Raw genomic sequence first — 24,530 nt, 5'->3', positions numbered from 1 at the left:
TACGCCCCGGTCACAGCCCGGCCGCCGATCCACCAGCCAGCACGGACTCGGCCCACCGGGCCACGCGCGGGCGGTCCACCTTGGAGTTGTGGCGAATGTCCGTGGGGATCTCGTCCGCCACGAGCACCGCAGCCACCGGCAACGGCTCCAGGGCCGCGCGCACCGCCGAGGCCAGGGCTGTGGGGGCCAGGCCCTGCTTGGGCCGGCCGTCCCGGTGGTGGCCGGGGCGGCGCGGCGGACGACTGGCCGGCACGGCCGGCTCCACCACGACCACCACGGCCTGCGTGCCGGCTGGGCCCACCCCGACGACGGCGCTGCGGCGCACCGGGCCGAGCGCGTCCACGGTGCCTTCGGGCCCACCCGGGCCCAGCGGACCCTGGGGGGTGGTGATCAGGTGCTGCAGGCGGCCCTCGATCCACACACGGCCCTGTGCGTCGAAGTGGCCGATGTCCGCGGTGCGGTGCCACACGCGGCCATCGCGCAACTGGAGCCCGTCCCGCTTGGACTGGTGGTCGGTGAACCAAAGCGCGTCGTAGCGGTCCTTCAGGTGCGGGGCGCTGACCACGAACTCGCCGAGCACGCCGTGGCCGTCGGAGGCGTCCAGCAGGACCTCCTCCGCGGTGCCGTCCTCGGCCAGGGGTGCGATGGCCAGGGTCACCCCGGGCAAGGGTGTGCCCACGCACACCCCGGGGTCCTCGGCCCGGCGCAGGTCCTGGACGGTGTCCCCGTCGATGTCCGTGAGCAGCAGGCCCTCGGTCATCCCGTAGGGGGTGTGGATCCGTGCGCCGGGCATGAGCTCGCGCACCCGGCGCAGCAGCAGCGGGTGCACGGGGGCGCCGGCCGAGAGCACCAGGGAGATCGAGGCCAGGGCGGCGCGGCGGTCCGCGTCCAGGCCCTCGGCGGTGTCCACCACGTTGACCAGGGCCGCCGGGGAGGCGAACAGCACCGTGGACTGCCCGGCGATCGCCGCGTCCGCCAGGGCGCGGGCGGTCAGGGTGGCCGGGCGTGTCACGTCCATCACCGGGGAGACGGAGGCCGCCCCCAGGGCCGGGCCGAGCAGCGCGAACGGGGCGAAGCCGGCCAGCAGGGAGGAGCCCGGGCCCACCCCGAGCGTGGAGCCCACCAGGCGCACCAGGTGGCCCAGGCGCTCGTGTGTGTACACCACACCCTTGGCCGGGCCGGTGGAACCAGAGGTGAACAGCACCGCGGCGTCCGCGTCGGCCTGCGGTTCGGGCAGGGGGCGGCCGAGCTCGTCCACGGGGCCGTCGGCCACGCAGGCCCGGTGCCGCTCGACCATCGCGTAGAGGGAGTCCTCCACGCCCAACAGGGCGCGCTGGGCGGACCCGAGCGGGGCCACGGAGATCCGGGTGCCGGGCCAGCTCTGGGCGCGGGCGAGGGTCAGGCCCGCGGTGCGGCCGAGCACCCAGCGTGGCCGGGCTGAGCGCATGGCGCGGGTCATCCCGGCGATGCCCAGGCCCTGGTCCGCGACCACGGCGACAGCACCCACGCGCACCACCGCGTACAGCGCGGCGGTGAGGTCACGGCCGGGGGGCACGAGCATGGAGACCCTGTCGCCCGGGCGCACGCCCGCCGCCCACAGGCCGGTGGCCATCGCGGCGACGGTCTCGTGAAGCTCGCCCCAGGTCACAGCGACCGGCCGACGGGACCCGCCCACCAGGGTGCGGGCACTCTCGGCGCCGGCCATGTCCACAAGCGCGGTGTACTCGCGCATCGGTGAGTCCGGCGCACCCCAGTCCTCCAGGTGGCTCCACAGGCGCGGCACGGCGGGCGCGGCCGCCGGGGCCGGGGTGCCCTCGCCCAGGTGCGCGGTCAGGTCCACCTCCGCACCGGTGGTGCCCACCGGCGCCACCGGGTCGACGACGGCGGCGACCGGCGGGACCGGGGCGGCGGACGTCGTCGTGGGGGAGGGGGAGACGGCGGTGTGTCCCGTGGCCCCGTGTCCGGGCACGGGCCCGGGCAGGCCGGAGGCGGGGTCGTCCAGCAGGTCCGCGCGCAGCAGCTGCAGCCACACGTACAGGGGGGTGGCGACGTCCCGGTCGTCCACCAGCAGGTGCCCGGCCTCCTCGTAGCGGTGCACGCGCGCCTGGGGCAGGCGCTCGCGCAGGTCGTCCAGGTAGCGGTCCAGGAAGACAGGGTCGTCGGCGCCCCACTGCAGCAGGGCGGGCGTGCCCTGCGCGCCCAGCGCACGGACGCCCTCGGCGACCTCCTGCAGCACCGCGTGGCTGCCGTGCCGGGCGTCCACGGGGATGTCCGCCACGAACCCGCCCACACCGCCGCGGCGCTCCGCGGAGCCGTAGGGCAGGTGGTAGGCGGCCCGGACCTCCGGGGCCAGGGACGGGGTGGCCAGCGAGGTGGTCACCGCGATGAACGCATCGGTGGCGACGGTCGAGGCCGGCAGCACCGGCCCCGCCAGGGCGGCCTGCAGCGGGGCCGGGATGCGGGCCTGCGGGGGCTGGTGCACGGCCGTGTTCAGCGTGCTCACCCCCGCCACCACGTCCCGGTGGCGGCCGGCCCAGCCCAGGGAGACGACGCCGCCCCAGTCGTGTCCCAGCGTCACCACGGGGTGCCCGGTGGCGGCCAGGTCCAGCAGGCCCAGCTCGGCGGTGAGGGCGTCGAGGTCGTCGATCCGCGCCCCCAGGGCCCGGTAGGTGCTGCCCGGCCGGCCCATCTCGGAGGGGGAGGGGTGGGCCGGGTGCGCCAGGCGCTCGGAGAAGCCCATGTCCAGCTGGTCCGGGGCCACCACGCGCCAGGCCGCCAGGCCCTGCTCGGCGCGGCGCACGGTCAGCTCCATGAGGGACCGCCACAGGTAGGACCACGTCGGGTTGCCGTGGACGGCGACGATCGTGCCCACCACCTCCGCGCCGAGGGCGGCCAGGCGGGGGCCGGTGTCGGCCACGTGGAGGGTGCGGGTGGTGCCGGCCGGGTCCGCGGCGGACTGGATGGTCACCAGGCGGGACCACAGCGGGTCCCAGCCGGGCAGCCGGTCGGCGGGGGGCAGGGTGGCGGGGGCGGCGGGGATCTGCGGCACGGTGGGACTCCTCAGGTCGGTGCGGTCACCACTGGATCTCGAGCATGGCGGTGTTCAGGCCGGAGCCGACACCGAGGCACAGCACCCGGTCGCCGCGGTGCAGGGACTCCTGCTCCCGCACGAGGGTGATCGGCAGGGACGCCGGGCCCACATTGCCCAGGGTGGGGAAGGTGACGGGGATGCGCTCGGGGGACAGGTGCGCGGCCTCGGCGATCGCGGTGGTGTGCAGCTGGGACACCTGGTGGGTGATGTACCGGTCCATTCCGGACCAGCCCCACTCGGCGGGCGTGTCCGTCCAAGCATCCATGACGAGCTCGAGGCCGTCGGTGAGCAGCGCGGTCGAGTCCGTGAACATGCCGTTGTGGTCGCCCACGCACAGACCGTGGTGGTCTGTGCCGGCACGGGTGATCCCGCGCAGGATCCGGTGGGCGTCCGGGTGGTGGTCGGCGCGGCCCACGACGGCGGCCGCGGCCCCCGAGCCCAGGGTCAGGGAGGCGAACTGCTCCATGTAGTTGTCCCGGGTCACGGTGTCCGCGTGCAGGTTGGCGATCGTGGCCTCCTGCACCTTCGAGGCGTCCTCGGAGGCGACGACCACCACGTAGTCGGCCTGGCCGGCGTCGACCATGGTGGAGGCCAGCATGAGACCGTTGACGAACCCGAGGCATGCGTTGGTGATGTCGAAGTTCGTGGCGGAGGTGGGCAGGCCCATCAGGTGGTGCACACGCACCGCCACGGACGGCTCCAGGGTGGCGCGGGTGACGGAGGTGTTCACCAGCAGCCCCACCTGGCCAGGCTCCACACCGGCCTGCTCCAGGGCCGCGGTGCCGGCACGGGCGGCGGCCTCCTGGAAGTCCTCGGTCCCGTCCCACATGCGGCGCGAGCGCACCCCGGCCACCCGCTCCAGGAGCGAGCCGGGCAGGCGCAGCCGGGAGAGCACGTCCGCCAGACGCTCGTCCAGATCCTCCGAGGTGACCACCCGGGGGGCCTGCACCTCGGTGACCGCCAGGAGGGCGGCACGGGAGTACTCGTAGCGGGCGTTGCCGGACACGTTCGTCACCAGGACCAATCTGCGCGGGGACAGGGCACAACTCGCCCCGGGGGAGAGTCGACGACTCACTCTAGCCGAGGTGGGCCGCCCCGGTGCCGGACCTCCGCCGCGCCACGCCGCGCCACGGGGCAGGCCGCCCCGGGGGAAGCGGTTACGCTGGGGCGCACACCTGTGGCCCCCTTCGCACGGCCCGGAGTCATCTCTTTCCTTCAGGAGCACAGCACCGTGGATCCCCTCGACCTCGCGCGGTGGCAGTTCGGCATCACGACCGTCTACCACTTCCTCATGGTCCCCCTGACCATCGGCCTCGGCCTCGTCGTCGTCGTCCTGCAGACCCTCTGGGTCCGCACCGGCAAGGAGCACTACCTCCGCATGACGAAGTTCTGGGGCAAGCTCTTCCTCATCAACTTCATCATGGGCGTCGCCACCGGAATCGTCCAGGAGTTCCAGTTCGGCATGGCCTGGTCCGAGTACTCCCGGTTCGTCGGGGACGTCTTCGGCGCCCCACTGGCCCTCGAGGCGCTCATCGCGTTCTTCCTCGAATCCGTGTTCCTGGGCGTGTGGATCTTCGGCTGGGACCGCGTCCCGCAGAAGCTGCACCTGGCCGCCCTGTGGTGCGCCGTGATCGGCGCGCACCTGTCCGCGTACTTCATCATGGCCGCCAATGCGTTCATGCAGCACCCGGTGGGCTACGAGGTGATCGACGGCCGTCCCGTGCTCAACGACCTCGGCGCGGTGCTCACCAACCCGCTGCTGATGACCCACTTCCCGCACACCATCGCCGGTGCGTGGGCCGTGGGCGGCGGGTTCCTGCTCGGCATCTCCTGGTACCACCTGTGGAAGCGCCGCCGCGACGGCATCGACACCGTGGACGCCGACGGCCACGTCGTCGTCGGAACCACCGGCTCCAAGGCCCGCGACGCCGTCGACCACCGCGTGTGGATCACCTCCCTGCGCGCCGGCGCCGCCGTCGCCATCATCGGGTTCCTGGGCACCGCCTTCACCGGCCACGCCCAGGCCCAGCAGATGATCCAGTTCCAGCCCACCAAGATGGCCTCCGCCGAAGCCGCGTGCCACGACGGCACCTCGTTCTCCGTGCTGACCCTCGGCAACGTCAGCACCCCCGGGGCCACCACCTGCGACGACGTCACCGGCATCATCGAGATCCCGGGCCTGCTCTCCTTCCTCGCCTACGAGGACTTCACCACCCCCGTGCCCGGCATCAACACCCTGCTGCCGCAGTACGAGGAGCGCTACGGCACCCACCTGCCCGACGACCCGATGTACGGCGAGCGCGCCGGCAGCGAGATCGACTACCTGCCGCTCATGGAGGTCACCTACTGGGGCTTCCGTCTGATGATCACCTTCGGCGGCCTGGCCGCCCTCGCCGGCGCCCTGGCCCTGTGGATGACCCGCAAGGGCACCGTGCCCGACTCCAAGGGCTGGATGACGCTCGCCGTCGCCTCCATCGGTGCCCCCTTCGCCGCGAACATCGCCGGCTGGGTGTTCACCGAGATGGGCCGCCAGCCCTTCGTGGTGTACCCCAACCCGATGATGGGCGTGGACCAGGTGTACATGTTCACCGCGGCCGCCGTCTCCCCGGGGGTCTCCGGTGAGGAGGTACTCGCCTCCCTGCTGGCGTTCGTGGCCGTCTACGGCGTGCTGCTCGTGGTGGAGGTCGCCCTGCTGACCCGCTACGTGCGCGGCGGCGTGCCCGCCGGCATGCCCGAGCTCACCGCGGACGAGCACCACGACCCGGACGCCGACCGCCACGACCGCGACGACGTGCTCGCGTTCGCCTACTGACCCACCGGACACGGAAAGGAAGGACTGATCACCATGGCAGAGGCCCTGCCGGTCTACTGGTTCGTCATCATCGCCGTGCTCTGGCTCGGCTACCTCGCGCTCGAAGGCTTCGACCTCGGCGTCGGCATGCTCATGAAGGTCTGGGGGCGCGACGAGCGCCGCCGCCGCGTGCTGCTGAACACTATCGGTCCCGTGTGGGAGGGCAACGAGGTGTGGCTCATCACCGCCATCGGCGCGATGTTCGCCGCGTTCCCCGCCTGGTACGCCGCCGTGCTCTCCAGCCTGTACCTGCCGATGCTCATTCTGCTGTTCGGGCTGATCCTGCGCGCCACCTCCATCGAGTACCGCGGCAAGGCCGAGACCGACCGCGGCCGGTCCACCTGGACCACCCTGCTGGCCCTGGGCTCGTTCCTGGCCGCGTTCACGGTGGGCGTGCTGCTCGCCCTGACCACCACCGGCCTGCCGCTGGACGCCAACGGCGACCGCGTCGGCGGCCCCTTCGCCTGGCTCACCGGCTGGGCAGTGCTCGGCGGTGTCGCCGTTGTCGCCCTGTCCATCGTGCAGGCCTGGGCGTTCATCGGGCTCAAGACCGACGGCGCCCCCCGCGCCGCCGCCGGCCGCTTCCTGCAGATCTGGCCCCCGGTGTTCATGGCCCCCCTGCTGGTGTGGACCGCCATGGTCGTCGGCCGCGGCGACCGCATGTGGGTCTGGGCGCTCGTGGCCCTGGCCGTGGCCGCCGTGCTCGGCACCGTGCTGGCCGCCCACGCCCGCCGCGAGGGCCTGGCCCTCGTGGCCACCACCGTGACCCTGGCCGCCTCCTGGACGGCGATCATGGTGGCCCAGTACCCCGTGGTGACCCCCTCCACGGTGGACCCGGCCTTCAACCTCACGGCGCAGATCTCCTCCTCCGGCAGCTACACGCTGGGCCTGATGGCGATCATCAGCCTCGTGTTCGTGCCGATCGTGCTGGCCTACACCGCATGGTCCTACTGGGTGTTCCGCCGCCGCATCGCGGAGACGCACATCCCCGAGCCGCACCTCGTGGAGCCCGTGTGACGGACCCCACCCCCGCCCGCGCCCCCCGGCGCGGACCGGCCATGACGGCCACGGCCCGCCAGGCCGTGGCCGTCATGGCATCCCTGGCCGGTCTGCGCGCCCTCGGCTGGATCCTGCTCGCCCAGGCCCTCGCAGACCTGGTGACGGCCCTGCCGATGACCCTGGACCCGGAGTCCACCTTCCGATTCCAAGAACTGCTGTTCACCCCACCCGCCCCCATCGGCCCGGTGGGGCCCTGGGCCGACGTCGCCGGGGCGCTGACCCTGGGCGGTGCCGGTGTGGCGGCACGGGCCCTGGCGGACTGGGGCCAACGGGTGTGGGGGCGCCGGGCGGCGCTGGGAGCCCAGGTGCAGGTGCGCCGCGAGCTGGTGGCCCACCGCCTGGCCGGAGCCGACGGCTCCCGCCCCCGCTCCGGGGCGGACGCGGTGCTCGTGACCCACGGCCTGCAGGGCCTGGACGACTATTACACGCAGGTGCTGCCCGCCCTGGCCTCGGCGGCCGTGGTGCCGCCGGTGCTCGGGGTGTGGATCCTCACCCAGGACTGGGTGTCCGCGCTGGTGCTCGCCCTGACCCTGCCGCTGGTGCCGTTCTTCATGGTGTTGATCGGCCGCCACACCCAGGACCGCATCGCCGCTGCCCAAGCCGGCCTGGACCGGCTCTCCGGCAACCTGCTGGAGCTGGCCCGGGGCCTGCCCGTGCTGGTGGGCCTGCGCCGGGCCGGGGTGCAGCGCCGGGCCCTGGAACGGGTCTCGGAGGACTACCGGGTGGCCACCCTGGGCACCCTGCGCACCGCGTTCGTCTCCGGGCTGGCCCTGGAGCTGATCGCCTCACTGTCCGTGGCCGTGGTGGCCGTGTTCATCGGTGTGCGACTGGTGACCGGCCAGATGGACCTGCACGCCGGGCTCGTGGTGCTGGTGCTGGCCGCGGAGGTCTACCTGCCGATGCGGGACCTCGGCAGCGCGTTCCACGCCTCCGAGGACGGCCGTGAGGCCGAGTCTCGGGCGCGGGCCGCCGTCGCCGAGCCCGTGCCGCCGACCGCGCTCGCGGCCCTCACCGCCCCCGCCGGGGCGGGGGAGGACGCCGGGCACGACGGCGCCGTGCCGGACCACGGCGCCGTGCGCCTGCGCTCGGTGCAGGTCGCTTACGGCACCCGCCGGGTGGTCCGGGGCCTGGACCTGACGCTGGCCCCGGGCACACTCACCGTGTTCGGCTCGGCCTCCGGCACCGGCAAGTCCACCGTGCTGCACCTGCTGGCCGGGCTGCTGCGGACAGGCCCGGCCACGGTGTCCGGGACGGTGACCGGGGTGGACCCCGCCCGCACCGTGTGGGTGGGCCAGCACCCGCGCCTGACCGAGCCGACCGTGGCCGCCGAACTGGACCTGGCCGCGGGCCGGCCCCTGGCGGAGGCGACCCGGCAGGCTGTGCTGGCCGCCGCCTCCCTCACCGGCTTCGCCGACCGCGTGCCCCATGAACTCAGCCCGGGGGAGCAGCGCCGTGTGGCCCTCGCCCGCGCCCTGGCCCGCCTGGAGGCGGCCCACCGGGACGAGGCCGGAGGGCAGGGGTCTCCGACCCGTGGGCGTGGCTGGCTGCTGCTGCTGGACGAGCCGACCGCCCACCTGGACGAGGCCTCCGCCGCCGGGGTGCGGGCCACCCTCACCGCCCTGACCCGCGGCGGGTCCTCCGACGACGGCGCCCGCGCGGACGGTGCTGGCGTGGACGGCGTCGGCATGGACATCCCCGGATCGGGCATCACCGGCCCGGCCGGACTGTCCCTGCCGCCGCTGACGGTGCTCGCCGCCTCCCACGACCCCGCTCTGCACCGGGCCGCCGACCAGCTCGTCGACGAGAACGGCCGCGGGCTCGCCCCCGCCGCCGCCGACCGTCCCATCGACGTGCGCCTCGGGGCCGGCCCCCGTCCCTCCGCCACCGCCGCCGAATCTGACGTCACCGCCGCCGACGCTGGTCCCGACACCGCCACCGACGTCGCCCTCGCCACCGATGCCGACGCTGAGCCGGCCGCGCCTTACCCCGGGCTGCGGGCCGCCCTGCGGGTGCTGCCCTGGGGTGAGCGCCGGTTGTGGTTCGGCGTCGCCTGGGCCACTGCCACCCACCTGTCCGCGGCGCTGCTGGCGGCGCTGTCCGGCTGGTTGATCGTCACCGCCTCCGGGCAGCCGCCCATCCTCTACCTGCTGGCCGTGATCGTGCTCGTGCGCGCGTTCGGGCTCTCCCGTGCCGTCTGCCGGTACGCGGACCGGCTCGCCACTCACGACGCCGTGCTCCGCTGGGCGGACCGGCTGCGCCTGGATCTGTGGGACGCCCTGGCCCGCCGCCCTGCACTGTGGGGCCGGCTCTCCCGGGCGGACGGGGCGCTGTCCGTGCTCATTGCGGACGTGGATGCCCTGCGCGACGCCGCCCCGCGCGTGATCGTGCCGGCCCCGGCCGCCGTGGCCGCCTGGCTGTTCACCGCCGGTGCGGTCGTGGTCCTGGCCCCCGAGCTCGCCGTGGCCACGCTGGTGCCGGGCCTGCTCGGGCTCGTGCTGATCCCGGCCCTCTCGGCCCTGCTGGACCGCCGGGACACCCACCGCACTCTCCGCCACCGGGCCGCCCTGCTGGACCGGGTGGGTGTGGTGCTCGGCGCCGCCGCGGACCTGCACGGGCTCGGCCGCTCCGAGGCCGCCGTCGCCCGCCTGGCCGACGCCGATGCCGCCCTGCAGCGCCCGCAGCGGCGCACCGCGTGGGTGGCCGGCCTCGGGCGGGGCCTGGCCGTGGTGTTCTCCGGGGCGGCCGCGCTCGCCGCCGCCGGGACGGCCACCCAGACCGGCACCTCCGCGCCCCTGGCGGCGTTCGTGGTGTTCCTCGCGCTGTCCTGGGCCGAGCCGTTCGGGGCCCTGGCCCAATCCGCGCAGCAGACCGGGGCGCTGGTCTCCCAGGCCCGGGCCGCGGCAGCCCTGCTGGGGCCGCAGCCGGTGGGCACGACGCCCTCCTCGACGAGGCCTGCACCGCGGGCCGTCGACCCCGCCCACCCGGCCACCGGCCCCGCGCCCGTGCGGGTGGACGGGCTGCGCCTACGGGGCGCCGGCTTCAGTCACGCCGGTGCGCCGGCCCCCCTCTGGGAGCACCTGGACCTGGACGTGCGCCGGGGGGCCACTGCGGTGGTCACCGGGCCCTCCGGGGCGGGCAAGTCCACCCTGCTGGCGGTGCTGCTGGGCTTCCTTCCCCTGGACGAGGGCCGGTACACGCTGCTGCACCGCACCAGCTCCGGCCTGACTGCCACCCCCGCGGACGAGGCAGGCCTGGCCCGGGTGGCCTGGACGCCGCAGGATGCGCTCGTGTTCGACTCCACGGTCCGCGGCAACCTCGCCCTGGCCCGGGACCGCGCCGACGCCCCGGACGACGCCGAGCTGACCGCCGTGCTCGAGCTGGTCGGCCTGGGCCCGTGGCTGGCCGATGCCCCGCAGGGCCTGGACACCCCGGTGGGACCGGGCGGGCACACGCTCTCCGGGGGTCAGCGCCAGCGCCTGGCCGTGGCCCGGGCGCTCGTGGCCCGGGCCGACGTCGTGCTCCTGGACGAGCCGACCGCCCACGTGGGCCAGGACGAGGCGCTGACCCTCATGGCGGACCTGCGCCGGGCCCTGGCCGGGCACACCACCGTGGTGGTCACCCACGACACGCGCCTGGCCGCCGGGGCCGACGTGCACCTGGCCCTGGGCTGACCCGCCCGGGCGGCCTCCGCCAGCCAGCTGTGGCGGCGGATCAGTCCGCGGAGACGGCCACGGCGGACTCGGCCTGCGGTGCGGTGGCCACCAGCTCGGGGGAGGCCCCGGCGCCCAGGGCCTCGACCCGCTGGTCCACGGGAACCCCGGAGCCGTCCCGCTTGCCGTACTCGGCGGGCAGGGAACGGGCGACGCCGGCCCGGGAGGCCGCCAGCACGGGGGCGGCCCCGACCCAGGCCAAGGCCAGGGCGGTCTCGCCCTTGAGCAGGCGGTGGGCCCGCACCCCGCCGGTGCCGCGGCCCTTGGCGGGCCAGTCCCCGAGGGGGGTGACCTTCACGGAGCCGTCGGCACCGCCGAGCAGGTCGGCGTCGCCGTCGGTCACGGTGACCACCAGGGCCGGGCGCGGGTGGGCGCCCGGGTCTGACCCATCCTCGGTGATGGCGGCCGCCGGGGCCACACCGAAGGCGAGCACCTCGTCGGCCTCGGCCAGGCGGATGCCGGCCACGCCGCCGGCGGCGGGCCCCTGCGGGCGTACGGCCGAGGCCGCGTAGCGCAGCAGCTGCCCGGCCCGGGTGATGAACACCAGCTGGTCCTCGTCTTGCACGGCGGGGGCGGCGCCCACCACGGCGTCCCCGTCCTTGAGGGCGATCGCCGTGGCCTCGTCCCGGTTCAGCGGCCACTCCGGGCGCACCCGCTTGACCACGCCGCGCACCGTGCCCAGGGCGATCACCGCGTCCAGCGGGACGAGCGCCACCAGGTCCTCGCCTTTGTCCAGGGTGAGGACCTCCTTGACGGGCACCGCCTCGGTGAGCGCGGGCGCGGCGGAGGGCTCGGTGGCCGCCGGCAGGTCCACCGTGGGCAGGCGGAGCAGCCGGCCGGCGGAGGTGAGCGCCCCGACCTCGCCGCGGGCCGTCGTCGGGACCACACTCACGAAGGCGTCATGCTTGCGGCGCCGCCCCTGCGGGGCCACGGGGGTGCGGTCCGCGGTGCGCAGCAGCCGCCCCGAGGTGGTCAGCAGGGCCCAGCAGGGGGTGTCCGGGACCATCAGCTCCGCCCCGGCCCCGGCGGTGGGGGAGGAAGCCGCAGGCAGGGCAGCGGTGGCCGCGGCGGCGGTCTCGGCGTCCTCCAGCACGGTGCGGCGCTCGTCCCCGAAGCGGTCTGCCACAGCCTGCAGCTCCTCGGAGACCACCTCGCGCAGGCGGGCGTCCGAGCCGAGGATCGCCTCCAGCTCGGCGATCAGCCGGGCCAGCTCATCCCGCTCGGCCTCCAGCTCCAGACGGGAGAAGCGCGTGAGCTGGCGCAGCCGCAGCTCCAGGATGTGGCCGGCCTGCACCTCGGAGAGGTCGAACACCTGCATCAGACGGGTGCGGGCGGCGGCGGTGTCGTCCGAGGAACGGACGATCTCGATGACCTCGTCGATGTCCACGAGGGCCAGCAGCAGGCCCTCCACCAGGTGCAGGCGCTCCTGCCGCCTGGCCAGCCGGTGCACCGTGCGCCGGCGGACCACCTCGAGCCGGTGGTCCACGTAGACCTGCAACAGCCCCCGCAGCCCGAGGGTCTGCGGCTGGCCGTCCACGAGGGCCACGTTGTTGATGCCGAAGGTCTCCTCCAGCGGGGTGTGCTTGTACAGGGAGGCGAGCACGGCCTGCGGGTTGAAGCCGGACTTCAGCTCGATCACCAGGCGCAGCCCGTTCGTGCGGTCCGTGAGGTCCACGACGTCGGAGATGCCGGCCAGGCGCCCGGCGCGCACGCCGTCCTTGATCCTCTCGATGACCTTCTCCGGGCCCACCGCGTACGGCAGCTCGGTCACCACGATCCCGGTGCGTCGGGCCGAGACCTGCTCGATCGCGGCGGTCGCGCGCATGCGGAACGTGCCGCGCCCGGAGGCGTAGGCATCCCGGATCCCGTCCAGGCCCACGATCCGCCCGCCCGAGGGCAAGTCCGGGCCGGGCACGAAGCCCATCAGCGTCTCGAGGTCCGCGTCCGGGTGCGCGAGCAGGTGGCGGGCCGCGGCCACCACCTCCCGCAGGTTGTGCGGGGCCATGTTCGTGGCCATGCCCACCGCGATGCCCGCGGCCCCGTTGACCAGCAGGTTCGGGTACGCCGCCGGCAGCACCTCCGGCTGCTGGAACTGGTTGTCGTAGTTGGGCACGAAGTCCACGGTGTCCTCGTCCAGGTCCGCGGTCAGCGCCAGCGCCGCCGGGGCCATGCGGGCCTCCGTGTAGCGCGGGGCGGCCGGGCCGTCGTCGAGGGAACCGAAGTTGCCGTGGCCGTCCACCACCGGCAGCCGCAGCGAGAACGGCTGGGCCAGACGGACCATCGCGTCGTAGATCGCCGCGTCCCCGTGAGGGTGCAGCTTGCCCATCACCTCGCCCACCACACGGGCGGACTTCACATGCCCGCGGTCCGGGCGCAGGCCCATCTGGGACATCATGAACAGGATGCGCCGCTGCACCGGCTTGAGCCCGTCGCGGGCGTCCGGCAGGGCCCGCGAGTAGATCACCGAGTACGCGTACTCGAGGACCGAGCCCTCCCTCTCCTCGGACACGTCGACGGCGACGATGCTCTCCTGCTCCGGCCGGAGCGGGCCGGAGGCGTCCGCGGACACGGTGCGGGAACGGGGCGATCTGGCCATCATGGTGGTGGGGCAGTCCTCACGGGGTCGGGGAGTGTCTACGCTGAATCCTATGGCTGAGACCGACGAGTCACGCGCGTACCCGAGCCACTGGGAGGCCGACGTCGTCCTGCGTGACGGCGCCACCGCCCGTCTGCGGCCCATCACCCCCGAGGACGCCGCCGAGCTGCAGCGCATGCACGCCGCCCAGTCCGAGTCCTCCATCTACCTGCGGTACTTCACCTACAAGTCCGAGCTGTCCGCGAAGGACCTCGACCGGTTCACCCACGTGGACCACCGGGACCGGGTCGCGTTCGTGATCACCCGCGGCGGGCAGGTTCTGGGCATCGGCCGCTACGACCGCCACGGGGACTCCGACGTCGCCGAGGTCGCCTTCAACATCTCCGACGCCGCCCAGGGGCGCGGACTGGGCTCCATCCTCATGGAACACCTGGCCGTGGCCGCCCGCGAGAACGGCATCCGCCGGTTCACCGCCGAGGTGCTGCCCGAGAACCGCAAGATGCTCTCCGTGTTCCAGGACTCCGGGTTCGAGGTCGCCCGCCGGTTCGAGGACGGCGTCGTGGCCGTTGAGTTCCCCATCGACCCCACCGCCCGCTGGCGGGCCGTCGTCGAGTCCCGCGAGCACCGCGCCGAGGCCCGCTCCGTGGCCGAGCTCGTCGAGCCCGGCTCCGTGGCCGTCGTCGGCGCCTCCCGCGACCCCGGCTCCGTGGGCGCCCTCGTGCTCCGTCACATCCTCGAGGCCGGGTTCACCGGTGCCGTGCACGCCGTCAACCCCGCCGCCGAGCAGGTCCAGGGCCTGCCCGCCCACAGTCGCCTCCAGGACATCGGCGCCCCTGTGGACCTCGTGGTCGCCGCCGTGCCCGTGGACCGCATGGACGAGGTCGTCGAGGATGCCGCCGCAGTCGGCGCCCAGGGCCTGCTCGTGCTCACCTCCGGCTACGCCGACGCCGGCGAGACCGGTCGCGCCGCCCAACGCCGCCTCGTCTCCCGTGCCCGCGCCCTGGGCATGCGCGTCATCGGCCCTGCCTCCTCCGGCCTGGTGCGCACCGACCCGGCCGTCCGCCTCAACGCCTCACCCTCCCCGGCCCTGCCCGGCCGCGGACCCATCGGCCTGTTCAGCCAGTCCGGCGCCGTCGGCGCGATGATCCTGGCCGGCGTCACCCGCCGCGGCGTGGGCATCTCCACCTTCCTCAACGCCGGCAACCGCGCCGACGTCTCCGGCAACGACGCCATGCAGTTCCTTGAGGACGACCCCCACACCGCCGCCGTCGGTGTGTTCCTCGAGTCCTTCGGCAACCCCCGCAAGTTCACCCGCATCGCCCGGCGCCTCTCCCGCACCAAGCCGGTCGTCGTGGTCCGCACCGACGTCACCGGCCGCGCCCTTCCCCCCGGCCACGAGACCCGCACCACCCAGGCCCCCGAGGGCGCCGTGGACTCCATGCTCGACCAGACCGGCGTGCTCGAGGTCAGCGGCCACGAGGACATGCTCGACCTCCTCATGGCCGTCGCCGCCCAGCCCCTGCCCCGCGGCCCCCGCGTGGCCCTCGTGACCGACTCCCTCGCCCTGGACCGCCTCGCCCGCGACGCCGCCGCCTCCGCCGGACTTGAGGTCGTCGCCACCGTGGGCCTCGAGGACCGCGAGGACGGCGTCGCCGCCGGCACCGAGCACTTCGCCGCCGCCCTGCGTGAGGCCCTCGCCCACACCGGGGCGGACGCCGTCGTCGTGGTCGCCCGCCTCGGCCTGCACCAGGACGCCGGCGACGCCGAACAGCTCGTCCGCGCCCTCGCCGCCGCCGCCGACGGCGCCGAGGTGCCCGTGCTGGCCAGCCTGGCCGACGTCGTCGCCGACCGCTTCTCCGGGGCCCGCCTCGGCGGGGCCGCCCCCGTGCCCGACGACGCCGACCCCGGCGCCCTCCAGCGCGGCGTGCCCCTCTACCCCTCCGCAGCCCAGGCCGTGGCCGTGCTCGGCCGCCTCGTGGACTACGTGCGCTGGCGCGGCGAGGAGGCCGGGGAGCCGCTCGAACCCCAGGACGTGCACCCCCGCCGCGCCGAGGCCCTCGTGGACGCCGCCGTCACCCGCGCCCACGGCACCGAGCTGGTACGCCTGAACCCCGAGGAGACCGCCACCCTGCTCGGCCACTACGGCATCCCCCTGCTGCCGGCGGTCCGCTTCGAGACCCCCGACGAGGCCGTCGACGCCGCCGAACGCCTGGGCTTCCCCGTCGCCGTCAAGGCCGTGGACCCCTACCTGCGCCACCGCATCGACCTCGGCGGGGTCCGCCTCAACGTGGTGGACGCCGCCTCCCTGCGCCGCAACGTGGAGCAGATGCGCCGGGTGCTCGCCCCCTTCGGCGTCACCGACCTCGAGGTGCAGTCCATGGCCCCGTCCGGGCAGGCCTGCATCGTCAGCGCCCTCGAGGACCCCCTGCTCGGACCCGTGGTCTCCTTCGGCATCGCCGGAGACGCCACCGACCTGCTGGGGGACTGGGTGCACCGGGTCCCACCGCTGACCGACCAGGACGTCGCCCGCATGCTCCGCGCCCCGCGCGCGGCCTCGAAGCTGGCCGGCGGAGGAGGGGTGCCCGCCGTGGACCTGGACGCGCTCGCGGACCTGGTGGCGCGGGTGAGCCTGCTCAAGGACGACCTCCCGCAGGTCGCCCGGCTGCGCTTCAGCCCCGTGCTGGCCTCGCCCGCCGGGGTGACCGTGCTGCACGCGGACGTGGACGTGGCCAACGCGGCCGGGCGCACCGACTCCGCCCGGCGGGCCCTGCGGGCCAGTTGAGTGCCCGGGCCAGTCGAGCGCGCGGGCCAGTTGAGCGCACGGGCCGGTTGGACGCCGTGGTCCGGGGCGCAGACGGTGGACAACGGCGCCCGGTGCGCCGTGCACGCCTAGCATGGTGGGCATGAGTCCGCTGCGCAGGAACCACCCGACCGGTCCCCACGACGACGGCCGCTCCGGCGCCGGCCACGCACGGGCCGTCGGCGCCCCGGGTGCCGATGCCCCGGGTGCCGACGCGTCCCTGGGGCGGTCGCTGGTGCACGCCGGCTACTACCCGGAGCTGGTGGCGCACACGATCGCCCAGGAGCTCGAGGGCCGGCCCGTGGACGCGCACCTCGTGCACGTGGACACGCACTTCGAGTACGACGAGATCCACCGGCATATCACGGTGCTGGTGCTCGCCGGGGACGTGCTGCTGGCCGTGCACCTGGACGACCACGCCGCGGACCCGGCCGGCCAGGCCGTGCTCGCGCAGGTCTCCACGGAGATCGTGCCGGTGCGGGCCCTGGGTGCGGTGGTGCTGACCACCGGGCACGCCCGTCCCGAGCGCTTCCGCCCGACGGACCCGGTCGCGGAGATCACCCTGGGTGTGCAGTGGGCGGGCGGCCGCCGCCTGGACCTGCAGCCGGCCGGCTGCGCGGACCCGTCCTGCGACGCCGACCACGGCTACACGGGCACGTCCACCCGCGAGGACCTCGTGATCCGGGTGGCCGCCGACGCCGACGGTCAGGGGGCCGTGGACGCCGCCCTCGGCTTCGCCCGCGCCCTGCGCCGGGCCCACGTGGCGGCGACAGCATGAGCCAGACTCCCGCGCCTCCGGCCGGGCCGGTGCCCGCCGAGCGGGCCCTGCGCTCGGTGCTGACCTCGGCTGCGGCCGCCCTGGGCGTCCCCGGGGAGGTCGACGCCCTCGGGCTGCCGAGCACCCGGCGGGCCGTCGTCGTGCTCGTGGACGGGCTGGGCCGGGGCGTGCTCAAGCGCCACGCCGGGCACGCCCCCACGCTGCGGGCGGCGATGGCCGACGGCGGCCGGGTACTGCTGGCAGCCACGCCCACCACCACCGCCGCCTCCCTGACGAGCCTGGGCACCGGGCTGGACGTGGGCGAGCACGGGGTGGCCGGCTACGACGTCCTGGACCCGGACCGCGGGGTGGTGGTGAACCAGCTCGGCGGCTGGGACGAGGCCACGGACCCGACCGTGTGGCAGCCGCGCAGCACCGTGTTCGAGCGGGCCGCGGCCGCGGGGGTGGATGCGGTGACGGTGTCCCTGCCGGAGTTCGAGCGCTCGGCCTTGACCCGCGCTGGCCTGCGCGGCGGGCGGTATGTGGCCGCCCGCGGGCTGCTGGCCCGGGGCCGGGCAGCCGAGGAGGTCCTCGCGGCCGCCCGTGAGCCCACCCTGCTGTACCTCTACGCCAATGAGCTGGACAAGACCGGCCACCGCCATGGGGTGGGCTCGCGGGATTGGCTCCACGCCCTGGAGGAGATCGACGCCCTGCTGCGCCGCCTGCTCTCCCGGGTGCCGGCCGGCACGGTGGTGCTGGCCACGGGCGACCACGGCATGGTGGACGTGCCCGCCTCCCGCCGTGTGGACTATGCGGCCCTGGGCGAGGACGGCACGCTGGTGCACCCGGAGCTGCTGGACGGGGTGGCGCACACGGCGGGGGAGCCGCGCCTGGTGCAGCTGCACTTCGGCGCGGACGTCGACGCCGGCCGGCGGGATGCGGTGCGTGCGGCCTGGCAGGCCCGGTACGGGACCCACGCGTGGGTGCTCACCCGGGACGAGGCCGAGGCCCTGGGCTGGTTCGGCGAGCGTGTGGAGGAGCGGGTGCGCCAGCGGATCGGTGACCTGATCGTGGCCGCCCACGGGGACCTCGCCCTCTACGACGGCCGCCGGGTGAGCCCGCGGGCGTTCGAGATGGTCGGCCAGCATGGCTCGCCTACCCGCGCCGAGCGGGAGGTCCCGCTGCTGCAGTGGGTGCGCTGAGCCGCCGGCGGCCTCAGTCGCCCTTGCGGCCGAAGACGATCTCGTCCCAGCTCGGGACCGAGGAGCGCCGCCCGGTGGTCCGCGCCCGGGGGCGCGGGGTGGGGGTCGGCATGGCCGGACGGGCCGGGCGTCCGGGTCGATCCGAGCCCTCGGGGGCCTGGCCGGAGGAGTCCTCGGCCCCCGAGGTCGTCTCCTCGATGCCGGCGTCGGCGTCGCTCTCGTCGGTCGGCTCCGGCCGCGCCGACTGAACCTGGTCAGGCTGCGCGGGCTGACTCTGTTCCTGGCCCTGACCCTGCTCCTGCTCTGCGGTCTCCGGCGGCAGGCTGGGTAGCCCGCGCAGCAGGCGCGCGGCACGGCTCGGCGCGGCGGCCCGCTCGGCCTCGGTGCGTTCAGCCGGCTGCTCCTGCCCGGACCCGGCCGCGTCCGTGACGGATGCGGGGGCCGCCTCCTCCGCCTCGCGTTGCTGTGCCTGGCGGGCCAACAGATGGGCGAGCGCGTCGTCGGAGGCCTCATCCTGGCCCACCCGGCGGCCCCGGCGGGCCTGGAGGATCTCGAGCAGACCGTCGTCCTCGGCGGCGGAGCGCCGGCCGGCGGGCTCCTCGTCCGCCTCAGCGGGGGAGTCGAGCACGTCCCAGGCCTCGGCGTCGGAGAGGACCCGCGCCCAGGCGTCCACCGGCTCCAGGTGGCCGCCGCCCAGACGGAAGTGCCATGTGGCCGGAGGCTGCTCGGCGGTGGGGACCCGGTGCCCCTCCGGGACCTCGAACGCGGCGGTCACCGTCCAGTCGCCCGTGCCAGCGCGCCAGGCGTCCCAGCGCAGGGTGCCCGCGTCCAGGCCGAGCTCCTCGAGGCGGTGCGCGGCGAGCTCACCGAGTGTGGTGGGCCCGCCGTCGGCCACCGTGGAGGAGTAGAGGTCCGGGCCGCCCACCCACACCTCGGTGCCGCGGGCCTGCTGCGCCACCCAGTCGCGCTCGGCCAGCACCGGGTACCCGAAGGTGCGGATGCGGGAGAAGGGGTTGCCGCTCTCCCGGGCCACCTGCTCCACCGAGGCCCCCGCGCGGATGCGCGCCTGGATCTCCCGGGGGGACAGCGGCTCGCCCTCCTGTGAGGCGGCCGCCCGCACGGACTCCTGATCCGTCACCGGGGTCACGGGGGAGGGGCGCCGGCCCTCGGAGGCCCGGGCCGGGGCCGTGTGTGACGCCTCCGTGACGGGCGCGGACTCCGGGGCCTCGGCCTGCGGGGACGCTGCGGGGCCGGCGGTGTCCGCAGACTCGGAGGGGGAGCCGGCGTCGTCGGACTCCCCGGCGGCGGGATCGAGCACCAGGCGCCGGAGGTAGGCGGTCACCGGCAGGTCGTGCTCGGTGCCGTCGGGGGCGGCCAGGCGCAGGGCGTCGCCGCCCGGGGTCGGTCCGGTCAGTCGGAGCTCGGCCATGGCGGGGATCCCTTCCACGTCGGTCGGTTCGGCCCGGCAGGGCGCGCACGGCGCCGCCGACCGGGCGGGGGCTCCCCTGATCCTAGCGGTGATCGAGTCTCGCCCCTGGCGAATCATTTGGCGGCCCGGGGCGGATGGTGCACAATCGACGCGCAACGGCGCAGGACCGTGGCGAGGGGCCCGACGGGCCGCGCCCGGCGGTGCAGCGTCTCTCCGGCACCTGTTCCGGTGCCGTCCCCCACCAGCGGAGCGTGAGATCCCCACATGGCCACCGACTACGACGCACCTCGCAAGAACGAGGAAGAGCTCAACGCCAACTCCATCGAGGAGCTCAAGGCGCGCCGCACGGACACCCAGTCGGCGGTGGTGGACGAGGACGAGACCGAGGCGGCAGAGGGCTTCGAGCTGCCCGGCGCGGACCTCTCCGGTGAGGAGCTGATGGTGCGGGTGCTGCCCGCCCAGTCCGATGAGTTCACCTGTGCGTCCTGCTTCCTCGTGCGCCACCGCTCCCAGGCGGCCCGCGAGGAGGGCGGCCTCATCTACTGCCAGGACTGCGAGGCCTGAGGCCCCAGCTGGCAGCGCTCACTCGTCCTCGGCGGCCATCCGGCCGCCGAGGGCCTCGGTGAGCTCCTCCGGGTGGCGGGTGCTGGTCAGCCAGTAGGGGGTGGTGTCCCGCTCGTCCGTGATCTGGATGCGCGCCACCGGGGAGATCCATCCCCGCACGCACACGTACGCCAGCCCGTGCAGCTGCGGCCCGCGCTGCATCCGGGCGTCCTCCCCGCAGTACCCGCGCACCGCGCCGAGATGACGGCGCTCGATCTGCGCCCGCCCCACCTGCAGGCTCCGCCCCGTCACCACGATCCGCGGCGTGCTGGCCACCAGCACGATCGCCTCCACGGCGAACGCCGCCGCGGCCGCCGCCAGCCCCATCCATAGGTCGATGGGGGCGAACACCAGGATGGTCAGCGCCGCCAGCAGTGCCGCGACCGCCCAGACCGCCGCGGACGGGCCCAACCGCTCCTGGAAGAGGACCTCATCGGGGTCCTGGGGGCCGACGTCGGCGGGGGACGGGGTGCGGAGGTCCTGCTGCATGGGCACAGCCTCCCACATCCACGGACTCGGGCGGGTGCCACGGCCAGCCCGCCCTCGGCCCGGGGCGGTAGAGTCGGGCACCGTGACCGAACCCGACGAGCTGCCCGTGCCCCTGAGAATGCTCGACACCGAGCTGGATCCCCCCGCCTACGCCCGACCCGGCGACGCCGGCGCGGACCTGCGCACCGCCGTCGACCTCACGCTCGCCCCGGGTGAGCGCGCCCTGGTGCCGACCGGCGTGGCCGTCGCGCTCCCCGAGGGGTATGCCGGCTTCGTGCACCCGCGCTCGGGCCTGGCTGTGCGGCACGGGCTCAGCGTGGTCAACACCCCCGGGACCATCGACGCCGGCTACCGCGGCGAGATCAAGGTGCCGCTGATCAACCTCGACCCCTCCGAGCCGATCGTGCTGCACCGGGGGGACCGGATCGCCCAGCTCGTGGTGCAGCCGGTGGTGCGCGCCCGGTTCGAGCCGGTCGAGCAGCTGCCCGCCTCCGACCGCGGCGAGGCCGGCTTCGGCTCCACCGGCGGCTTCGGCCCGGGCGGGGCGCAGCAGCAGGCACACGAGACCGGGAGGACCCAGTGATCTTCGGACGCAACCGCAATGTGCGGCACGAGCAGATCGTGCTGCCGGACGAGCTCAAGGACGCCCGGGACCTCGAGGCCGAGCGGGCCGTGGAGCCCGCCGGCGCGGACCGTCTCGGCCCGCACGACGCCGCCGCCCGCCCGGACCGCACCGGGTACATCGACCTGGGCTCCCTGCGCGTGAAGGCCGTGCAGGACATGAAGCTGCGCCTGGACGTCGAGGACGCCACCCAGCGGATCGTGGCCGCGACCGTCACCCTCGGCCGCTCCGCCCTGCAGGTGCAGGCGTTCTCCGCCCCGCGCGCCGGCGGTGTGTGGGACGGGCTGCGCCACGAGCTCGCCGACAGCCTGGCCACCACCCCGGGTGCCCAGGTGCAGCAGGTGGACGGTCCGTTCGGGCCCGAGGTGCACACCCGGGTGCCGGCGGCCATGCCGGACGGCTCCCCGGGCTGGAACGTGGCCCGCTTCGTGGGGGTGGACGGGCCGCGCTGGTTCGTGCGCGGCGTGTTCCACGGGGAGGCGGCCTTCCAGCCCGAGGCCGCCACGGCCCTCGAGCAGGTGTTCTCCGACCTCGTGGTGGTGCGCGGGGACGCCCCCCTGCCGCCGCGGGAGCTGCTGCCCCTGCACCCGCCCGCCGGGGCCCAGCCGCTGCAGCGCCGCCGTCGTGCCCCGGAGGCGCCCGCCGCCGCCGAGACCGGCGGCTCCTCCCTGCCCGAGCGCGGCCCGGAGATCACGGAGGTCCGGTGAGCGCGAAGGCCGCGTCCGCCGGACCGGCCGTGCTCGAGCGGGTCTGCGTGATCGTGGCGGTCACCCTGCGCGGCAGTGACGACGCGACCGTGTTCACCGCCGAGGCGGCCGCCCAGCTGCCGGCGCCCGGGCGTGCCGAGCCCCAGGAGACCACCCGCCTGGTGTGGCACGGCCGCGACCGGGTGCCCGGCATCATGCCCGGGGCGTGGCTGCGCCTGCGCGGCAGGGTCCGCGAGCTGGACGGCGTGCCCACCGTGCACAACCCCGAGTTCGACCTGATCGAGGAGCCGGCGGCCCTGCGCTGACGGCCCGCCCCGACGACCTTCCCCCAGGAGAGGCCCGCGCGTGAACGACCCCCGCACTGACCCCCGCACCGCCCCCACCGAGCACCCGGAGCAGGCGGACCACCCGGGCTGCCCGGACCACCCCGGGCGCTCCGAGTCCGTCGCACCCGTGGGGGCCGTCCCCACGGGCCTGGCCGGGCGTGCCGCCGTGGACGACGACGGCCGCCTGGATCCGCTGGCGGCCGTCGGCGGGTGGCGGGGGATCGTGGAGGCGTCCCTGCCCACGCTCGTGTTCATGACCGCCTATGTGCTCACGCAGCAGGTGTGGCCCTCGGGGATCGCTGCCGTGGCGGTCGCGCTCGTGCTCGGCGTGGTCCGCCTGGCCCAGCGGCAGCCGCCCACCCAGGCCGTGGCCGGCCTGGCCGTGGTGGTGCTCTCGGTGGTGGTGGCCCTGACCACGGGGCAGGCCCGTGACTACTACCTGTGGGGGTTCGTCACGAACATCGCCTACGGGCTGGCCTTCGCGGTGTCCGTGCTGGTGCGCTGGCCGGTGGCCGGGCTGATCCTCGGGCTGGTGCGCGGGGAGGGCCTGGAGTGGCGGCAGGACCCGGCGCGTCGGCGCGCCTACGCCGCGGCCACGTGGGTCATGGTCGGCGTGTTCGCCGCCCGGCTGACCGTGCAGGTGCCCCTCTACCTGGCGGACGCGGCCACGGCGCTCGGGGTGGCCCGCCTGGTGATGGGTCTGCCCTTGTACGCCCTCGGTCTCTGGCTCGCCTGGTCGGTGAGCGCCCCGTCCGGGGCGGCTCAGGGCCGGCGGCGCTGACCGGCGTCGTCGCCCACCAGCAGGGCCCGCAGGCGCTGCTCGGCCTCGGCGGAGGTCAGGAAGAACAGCTCGTCCCCGGCCTCGAGCGTCTCATCGGGGGCGGCCGCCCGGGGCACGCCGTCGCGCACGATCGCCACCAGCGGGGCGGCCCCCGGCCAGGAGACCGTGCCCACCCGGCGGCCGGGCAGCCAGTGCTCCGCCGGCACCCGGAACTCGGTGAGGGCGGCACCGCCGGCCTCCAGGCGCAGCAGACGCACCACGTCCCCAGACTCCACGGCCTCCTCCACCAGGGCCGTCATGATCGACGGGGTGGACACCGCCACATCCACCCCCCAGGACTCGTCGAACAGCCAGTCGTTGCGGGGGTTGTTCACGCGGGCCACCGTGCGCCCCACCCCGAACTCGCTGCGGCCCAGCAGGGAGACCACGAGGTTCGCCCGGTCGTCGCCGGTGGCGGCCACCAGCACGTCCGCGGACTCGGCCCCGGCGTCGCGCAGGGCGGCCAGGTCCGTGGCGTCGCCGAGCACCATCCGCGCCGAGCCCACGTCCGCCCGACGGGTGACGTCGGCCCGCGTCTCCACGAGCACCACCTCGTGCCCGTGCGTGTCCAGCTCCCGGGCGATCGACGCCCCCACCGCGCCGGCCCCGGCCACCACGACCCTCATGCCCTCGCTCCGTCCTGCTCGCGCCGGCCCCGGCCGTCCTCGGCCGCGACGTCCTGCCCATCCGTGCGGTCCCGGGCCTGGCCCTGCAGGGCGGCCTCCACCCGGTCACGCCGGTCCACGGGGTACACGGTGTGGAGCACATCGCCCTCCTGCAGCAGGTCCCCGCCCTCGGGCAGCCGGCCCACCCCGAAGCGGGTCAGATAGGACACGCGCAGGCCCACGGCCCGCTCCAGGTCCGGCACCGTCCAGCCCCACCAGGACCGGTGGGGGACCACCTCGGCCAGCAGCAGGCGCCCGGAGGGGTCCCTCCGCTCCGCCTCCGCCGTGCCCGCCGGCAGCAGCCGGTGCAGCACCTGGTCCGTGCTCCACTGGATGGAGTCCACCGTGGCGATGCCCAGGCGCTGGTACACGCGGGCCCGCTCGGCGTCGTAGATGCGGGCCACCACGTGCTGCACATGGAAGGTCTCCCGGGCCACCCGCGCGGCCACAATGTTCGTGGCGTCGTCCGGGGCGACGGCGGCGAGCCCCTGCGCGTGCTCGATCCCAGCCCGGCGCAGCACGTCCCGGTCGAAGCCGATGCCCTGCACATGCTCGCCGCGGAAGTCCCGGCCCAGGCCCTCGAGCACCGTGGGGGAGCGGTCCACCACCGACACCGTGTGCCCGGCGGCGTCGAGCGTCAGAGCCAGACGGGTGCCCACCCGGCCCCCACCCACGATCACGTAGTGCGCCATCGGCGTCTCCTCCCGCGCGGCCGCGCCGCCGCGTCCCGGACTCCTCACGCCGGCCCGCAGGCCGGACGCGGCCCCGCACACGCCGGGGCCGTGTCCATCCTCGCACCCCGC

At 75.4% G+C, this 24,530-nt stretch carries 18 protein-coding genes and 1 pseudogene; 12 read left to right on the top strand and 7 right to left on the bottom strand.

Annotated elements, in window-relative coordinates:
* Positions 1 to 10: 10 nt before the first annotated feature.
* Both SPI96_RS06530 and SPI96_RS06525 read right to left on the bottom strand, forming a co-directional pair.
* On the bottom strand, positions 11 to 3,049 hold the full coding sequence (locus SPI96_RS06530) for an alpha/beta fold hydrolase (RefSeq protein ID WP_321081557.1): 3,039 nt from the start codon (positions 3,047 to 3,049) through the stop codon (positions 11 to 13).
* A gap of 25 nt (positions 3,050 to 3,074) precedes the next feature.
* Complete coding sequence (locus tag SPI96_RS06525; protein WP_321081556.1) at positions 3,075 to 4,106, bottom strand: 3-oxoacyl-ACP synthase III; 1,032 nt, start codon at positions 4,104 to 4,106, stop codon at positions 3,075 to 3,077.
* A 216-nt stretch (positions 4,107 to 4,322) separates the two neighbouring features.
* Here SPI96_RS06525 and SPI96_RS06520 point away from each other — a divergent pair, with 216 nt between their 5' ends.
* The 4 genes and pseudogenes from SPI96_RS06520 (at position 4,323) to cydC (ending at position 10,672) form a co-directional block, all read left to right on the top strand.
* Complete coding sequence (locus tag SPI96_RS06520) at positions 4,323 to 5,903, top strand: cytochrome ubiquinol oxidase subunit I (RefSeq protein WP_321081555.1); 1,581 nt, start codon at positions 4,323 to 4,325, stop codon at positions 5,901 to 5,903.
* Positions 5,904 to 5,936: 33 nt separating this feature from the next.
* Complete coding sequence (gene cydB, locus SPI96_RS06515) at positions 5,937 to 6,959, top strand: cytochrome d ubiquinol oxidase subunit II (RefSeq protein ID WP_321081554.1); 1,023 nt, start codon at positions 5,937 to 5,939, stop codon at positions 6,957 to 6,959.
* Positions 6,884 to 8,470: pseudogene (locus SPI96_RS09960) on the top strand (ABC transporter transmembrane domain-containing protein); the annotation flags it as partial. The gene cydB and the pseudogene SPI96_RS09960, both read left to right, overlap by 76 nt.
* Positions 8,471 to 8,686: 216 nt before the next feature.
* A complete protein-coding gene (gene cydC, locus SPI96_RS09955) occupies positions 8,687 to 10,672 on the top strand; it encodes a thiol reductant ABC exporter subunit CydC (protein WP_414601924.1) in 1,986 nt (661 codons plus the stop codon).
* Positions 10,673 to 10,712: 40 nt separating this feature from the next.
* Here cydC and SPI96_RS06505 read toward each other — a convergent pair whose 3' ends face one another.
* Complete coding sequence (locus SPI96_RS06505; RefSeq protein WP_321081552.1) at positions 10,713 to 13,310, bottom strand: DNA topoisomerase IV subunit A; 2,598 nt, start codon at positions 13,308 to 13,310, stop codon at positions 10,713 to 10,715.
* A 49-nt stretch (positions 13,311 to 13,359) separates the two neighbouring features.
* On the opposite strand from SPI96_RS06505, the gene SPI96_RS06500 reads away from it, so the two are divergent.
* From SPI96_RS06500 to SPI96_RS06490, 3 genes are all read left to right on the top strand, one after another.
* Positions 13,360 to 16,089 (top strand): GNAT family N-acetyltransferase, encoded by a 2,730-nt coding sequence (locus SPI96_RS06500; protein WP_321081551.1) that lies wholly within the window; start codon positions 13,360 to 13,362, stop codon positions 16,087 to 16,089.
* A 121-nt stretch (positions 16,090 to 16,210) separates the two neighbouring features.
* A complete protein-coding gene (locus SPI96_RS06495) occupies positions 16,211 to 16,885 on the top strand; it encodes a DUF5998 family protein (RefSeq protein ID WP_321081550.1) in 675 nt (224 codons plus the stop codon).
* Positions 16,882 to 18,066, top strand: a complete 1,185-nt coding sequence (locus SPI96_RS06490; RefSeq protein WP_321081549.1) for an alkaline phosphatase family protein — start codon at positions 16,882 to 16,884, stop codon at positions 18,064 to 18,066. The genes SPI96_RS06495 and SPI96_RS06490 overlap by 4 nt, the downstream gene beginning before the upstream one ends.
* Before the next feature lie 13 nt (positions 18,067 to 18,079).
* Here SPI96_RS06490 and sepH read toward each other — a convergent pair whose 3' ends face one another.
* Positions 18,080 to 19,495 (bottom strand): septation protein SepH, encoded by a 1,416-nt coding sequence (gene sepH / locus SPI96_RS06485; protein ID WP_321081548.1) that lies wholly within the window; start codon positions 19,493 to 19,495, stop codon positions 18,080 to 18,082.
* A 264-nt stretch (positions 19,496 to 19,759) separates the two neighbouring features.
* On the opposite strand from sepH, the gene SPI96_RS06480 reads away from it, so the two are divergent.
* Positions 19,760 to 20,059, top strand: a complete 300-nt coding sequence (locus SPI96_RS06480) for a DUF4193 domain-containing protein (protein WP_321081547.1) — start codon at positions 19,760 to 19,762, stop codon at positions 20,057 to 20,059.
* A gap of 18 nt (positions 20,060 to 20,077) precedes the next feature.
* Here SPI96_RS06480 and SPI96_RS06475 read toward each other — a convergent pair whose 3' ends face one another.
* The gene (locus SPI96_RS06475) at positions 20,078 to 20,587 is read right to left on the bottom strand and encodes a DUF3093 domain-containing protein (RefSeq protein WP_321081546.1); all 510 of its coding nucleotides are present in this window, start codon (positions 20,585 to 20,587) and stop codon (positions 20,078 to 20,080) included.
* A gap of 82 nt (positions 20,588 to 20,669) precedes the next feature.
* Here SPI96_RS06475 and dut point away from each other — a divergent pair, with 82 nt between their 5' ends.
* From dut to SPI96_RS06455, 4 genes are read left to right on the top strand one after another with little or no spacing between them, the layout of a single operon-like run.
* A complete protein-coding gene (gene dut / locus SPI96_RS06470) occupies positions 20,670 to 21,170 on the top strand; it encodes a dUTP diphosphatase (RefSeq protein WP_321081545.1) in 501 nt (166 codons plus the stop codon).
* Positions 21,167 to 21,916, top strand: coding sequence for a DUF3710 domain-containing protein (locus SPI96_RS06465; protein WP_321081544.1), 750 nt, complete (start codon positions 21,167 to 21,169; stop codon positions 21,914 to 21,916). The genes dut and SPI96_RS06465 overlap by 4 nt, the downstream gene beginning before the upstream one ends.
* Positions 21,913 to 22,221 (top strand): hypothetical protein, encoded by a 309-nt coding sequence (locus SPI96_RS06460; protein ID WP_321081543.1) that lies wholly within the window; start codon positions 21,913 to 21,915, stop codon positions 22,219 to 22,221. Before SPI96_RS06465 ends, SPI96_RS06460 begins: the two co-directional genes overlap by 4 nt.
* A gap of 40 nt (positions 22,222 to 22,261) precedes the next feature.
* On the top strand, positions 22,262 to 23,023 hold the full coding sequence (locus tag SPI96_RS06455) for a DUF3159 domain-containing protein (RefSeq protein ID WP_321081542.1): 762 nt from the start codon (positions 22,262 to 22,264) through the stop codon (positions 23,021 to 23,023).
* Here SPI96_RS06455 and SPI96_RS06450 read toward each other — a convergent pair.
* Both SPI96_RS06450 and SPI96_RS06445 read right to left on the bottom strand, forming a co-directional pair.
* Positions 23,005 to 23,688 (bottom strand): TrkA family potassium uptake protein, encoded by a 684-nt coding sequence (locus SPI96_RS06450; RefSeq protein WP_321081541.1) that lies wholly within the window; start codon positions 23,686 to 23,688, stop codon positions 23,005 to 23,007. The genes SPI96_RS06455 and SPI96_RS06450 overlap by 19 nt on opposite strands.
* Positions 23,685 to 24,500: a TrkA family potassium uptake protein gene (locus tag SPI96_RS06445; RefSeq protein WP_321081540.1), complete on the bottom strand. Its 816-nt coding sequence runs from the start codon at positions 24,498 to 24,500 to the stop codon at positions 23,685 to 23,687. Before SPI96_RS06445 ends, SPI96_RS06450 begins: the two co-directional genes overlap by 4 nt.
* Positions 24,501 to 24,530: the final 30 nt, after the last annotated feature.

The organism is Micrococcus sp., from assembly GCF_034179925.1.
GTDB lineage: Bacteria > Actinomycetota > Actinomycetes > Actinomycetales > Micrococcaceae > Micrococcus.
Note: the sequence above shows the minus strand (reverse complement) of the source record. Positions and strands in the feature narration are given on the sequence as shown.

Excerpts from the sequence above, each read along its gene's own strand:
- cydB (WP_321081554.1), top strand. The coding sequence starts at position 5,937 with ATGGCAGAGGCCCTGCCGGTCTACTGGTTCGTCATCATCGCCGTGCTC.
- cydC (WP_414601924.1), top strand. The coding sequence starts at position 8,687 with ATGGACATCCCCGGATCGGGCATCACCGGCCCGGCCGGACTGTCCCTG.
- SPI96_RS06505 (WP_321081552.1), bottom strand. The coding sequence starts at position 13,310 with ATGATGGCCAGATCGCCCCGTTCCCGCACCGTGTCCGCGGACGCCTCC.
- SPI96_RS06500 (WP_321081551.1), top strand. The coding sequence starts at position 13,360 with ATGGCTGAGACCGACGAGTCACGCGCGTACCCGAGCCACTGGGAGGCC.
- SPI96_RS06495 (WP_321081550.1), top strand. The coding sequence starts at position 16,211 with ATGAGTCCGCTGCGCAGGAACCACCCGACCGGTCCCCACGACGACGGC.
- SPI96_RS06490 (WP_321081549.1), top strand. The coding sequence starts at position 16,882 with ATGAGCCAGACTCCCGCGCCTCCGGCCGGGCCGGTGCCCGCCGAGCGG.
- sepH (WP_321081548.1), bottom strand. The coding sequence starts at position 19,495 with ATGGCCGAGCTCCGACTGACCGGACCGACCCCGGGCGGCGACGCCCTG.
- SPI96_RS06480 (WP_321081547.1), top strand. The coding sequence starts at position 19,760 with ATGGCCACCGACTACGACGCACCTCGCAAGAACGAGGAAGAGCTCAAC.
- SPI96_RS06475 (WP_321081546.1), bottom strand. The coding sequence starts at position 20,587 with ATGCAGCAGGACCTCCGCACCCCGTCCCCCGCCGACGTCGGCCCCCAG.
- SPI96_RS06450 (WP_321081541.1), bottom strand. The coding sequence starts at position 23,688 with ATGAGGGTCGTGGTGGCCGGGGCCGGCGCGGTGGGGGCGTCGATCGCC.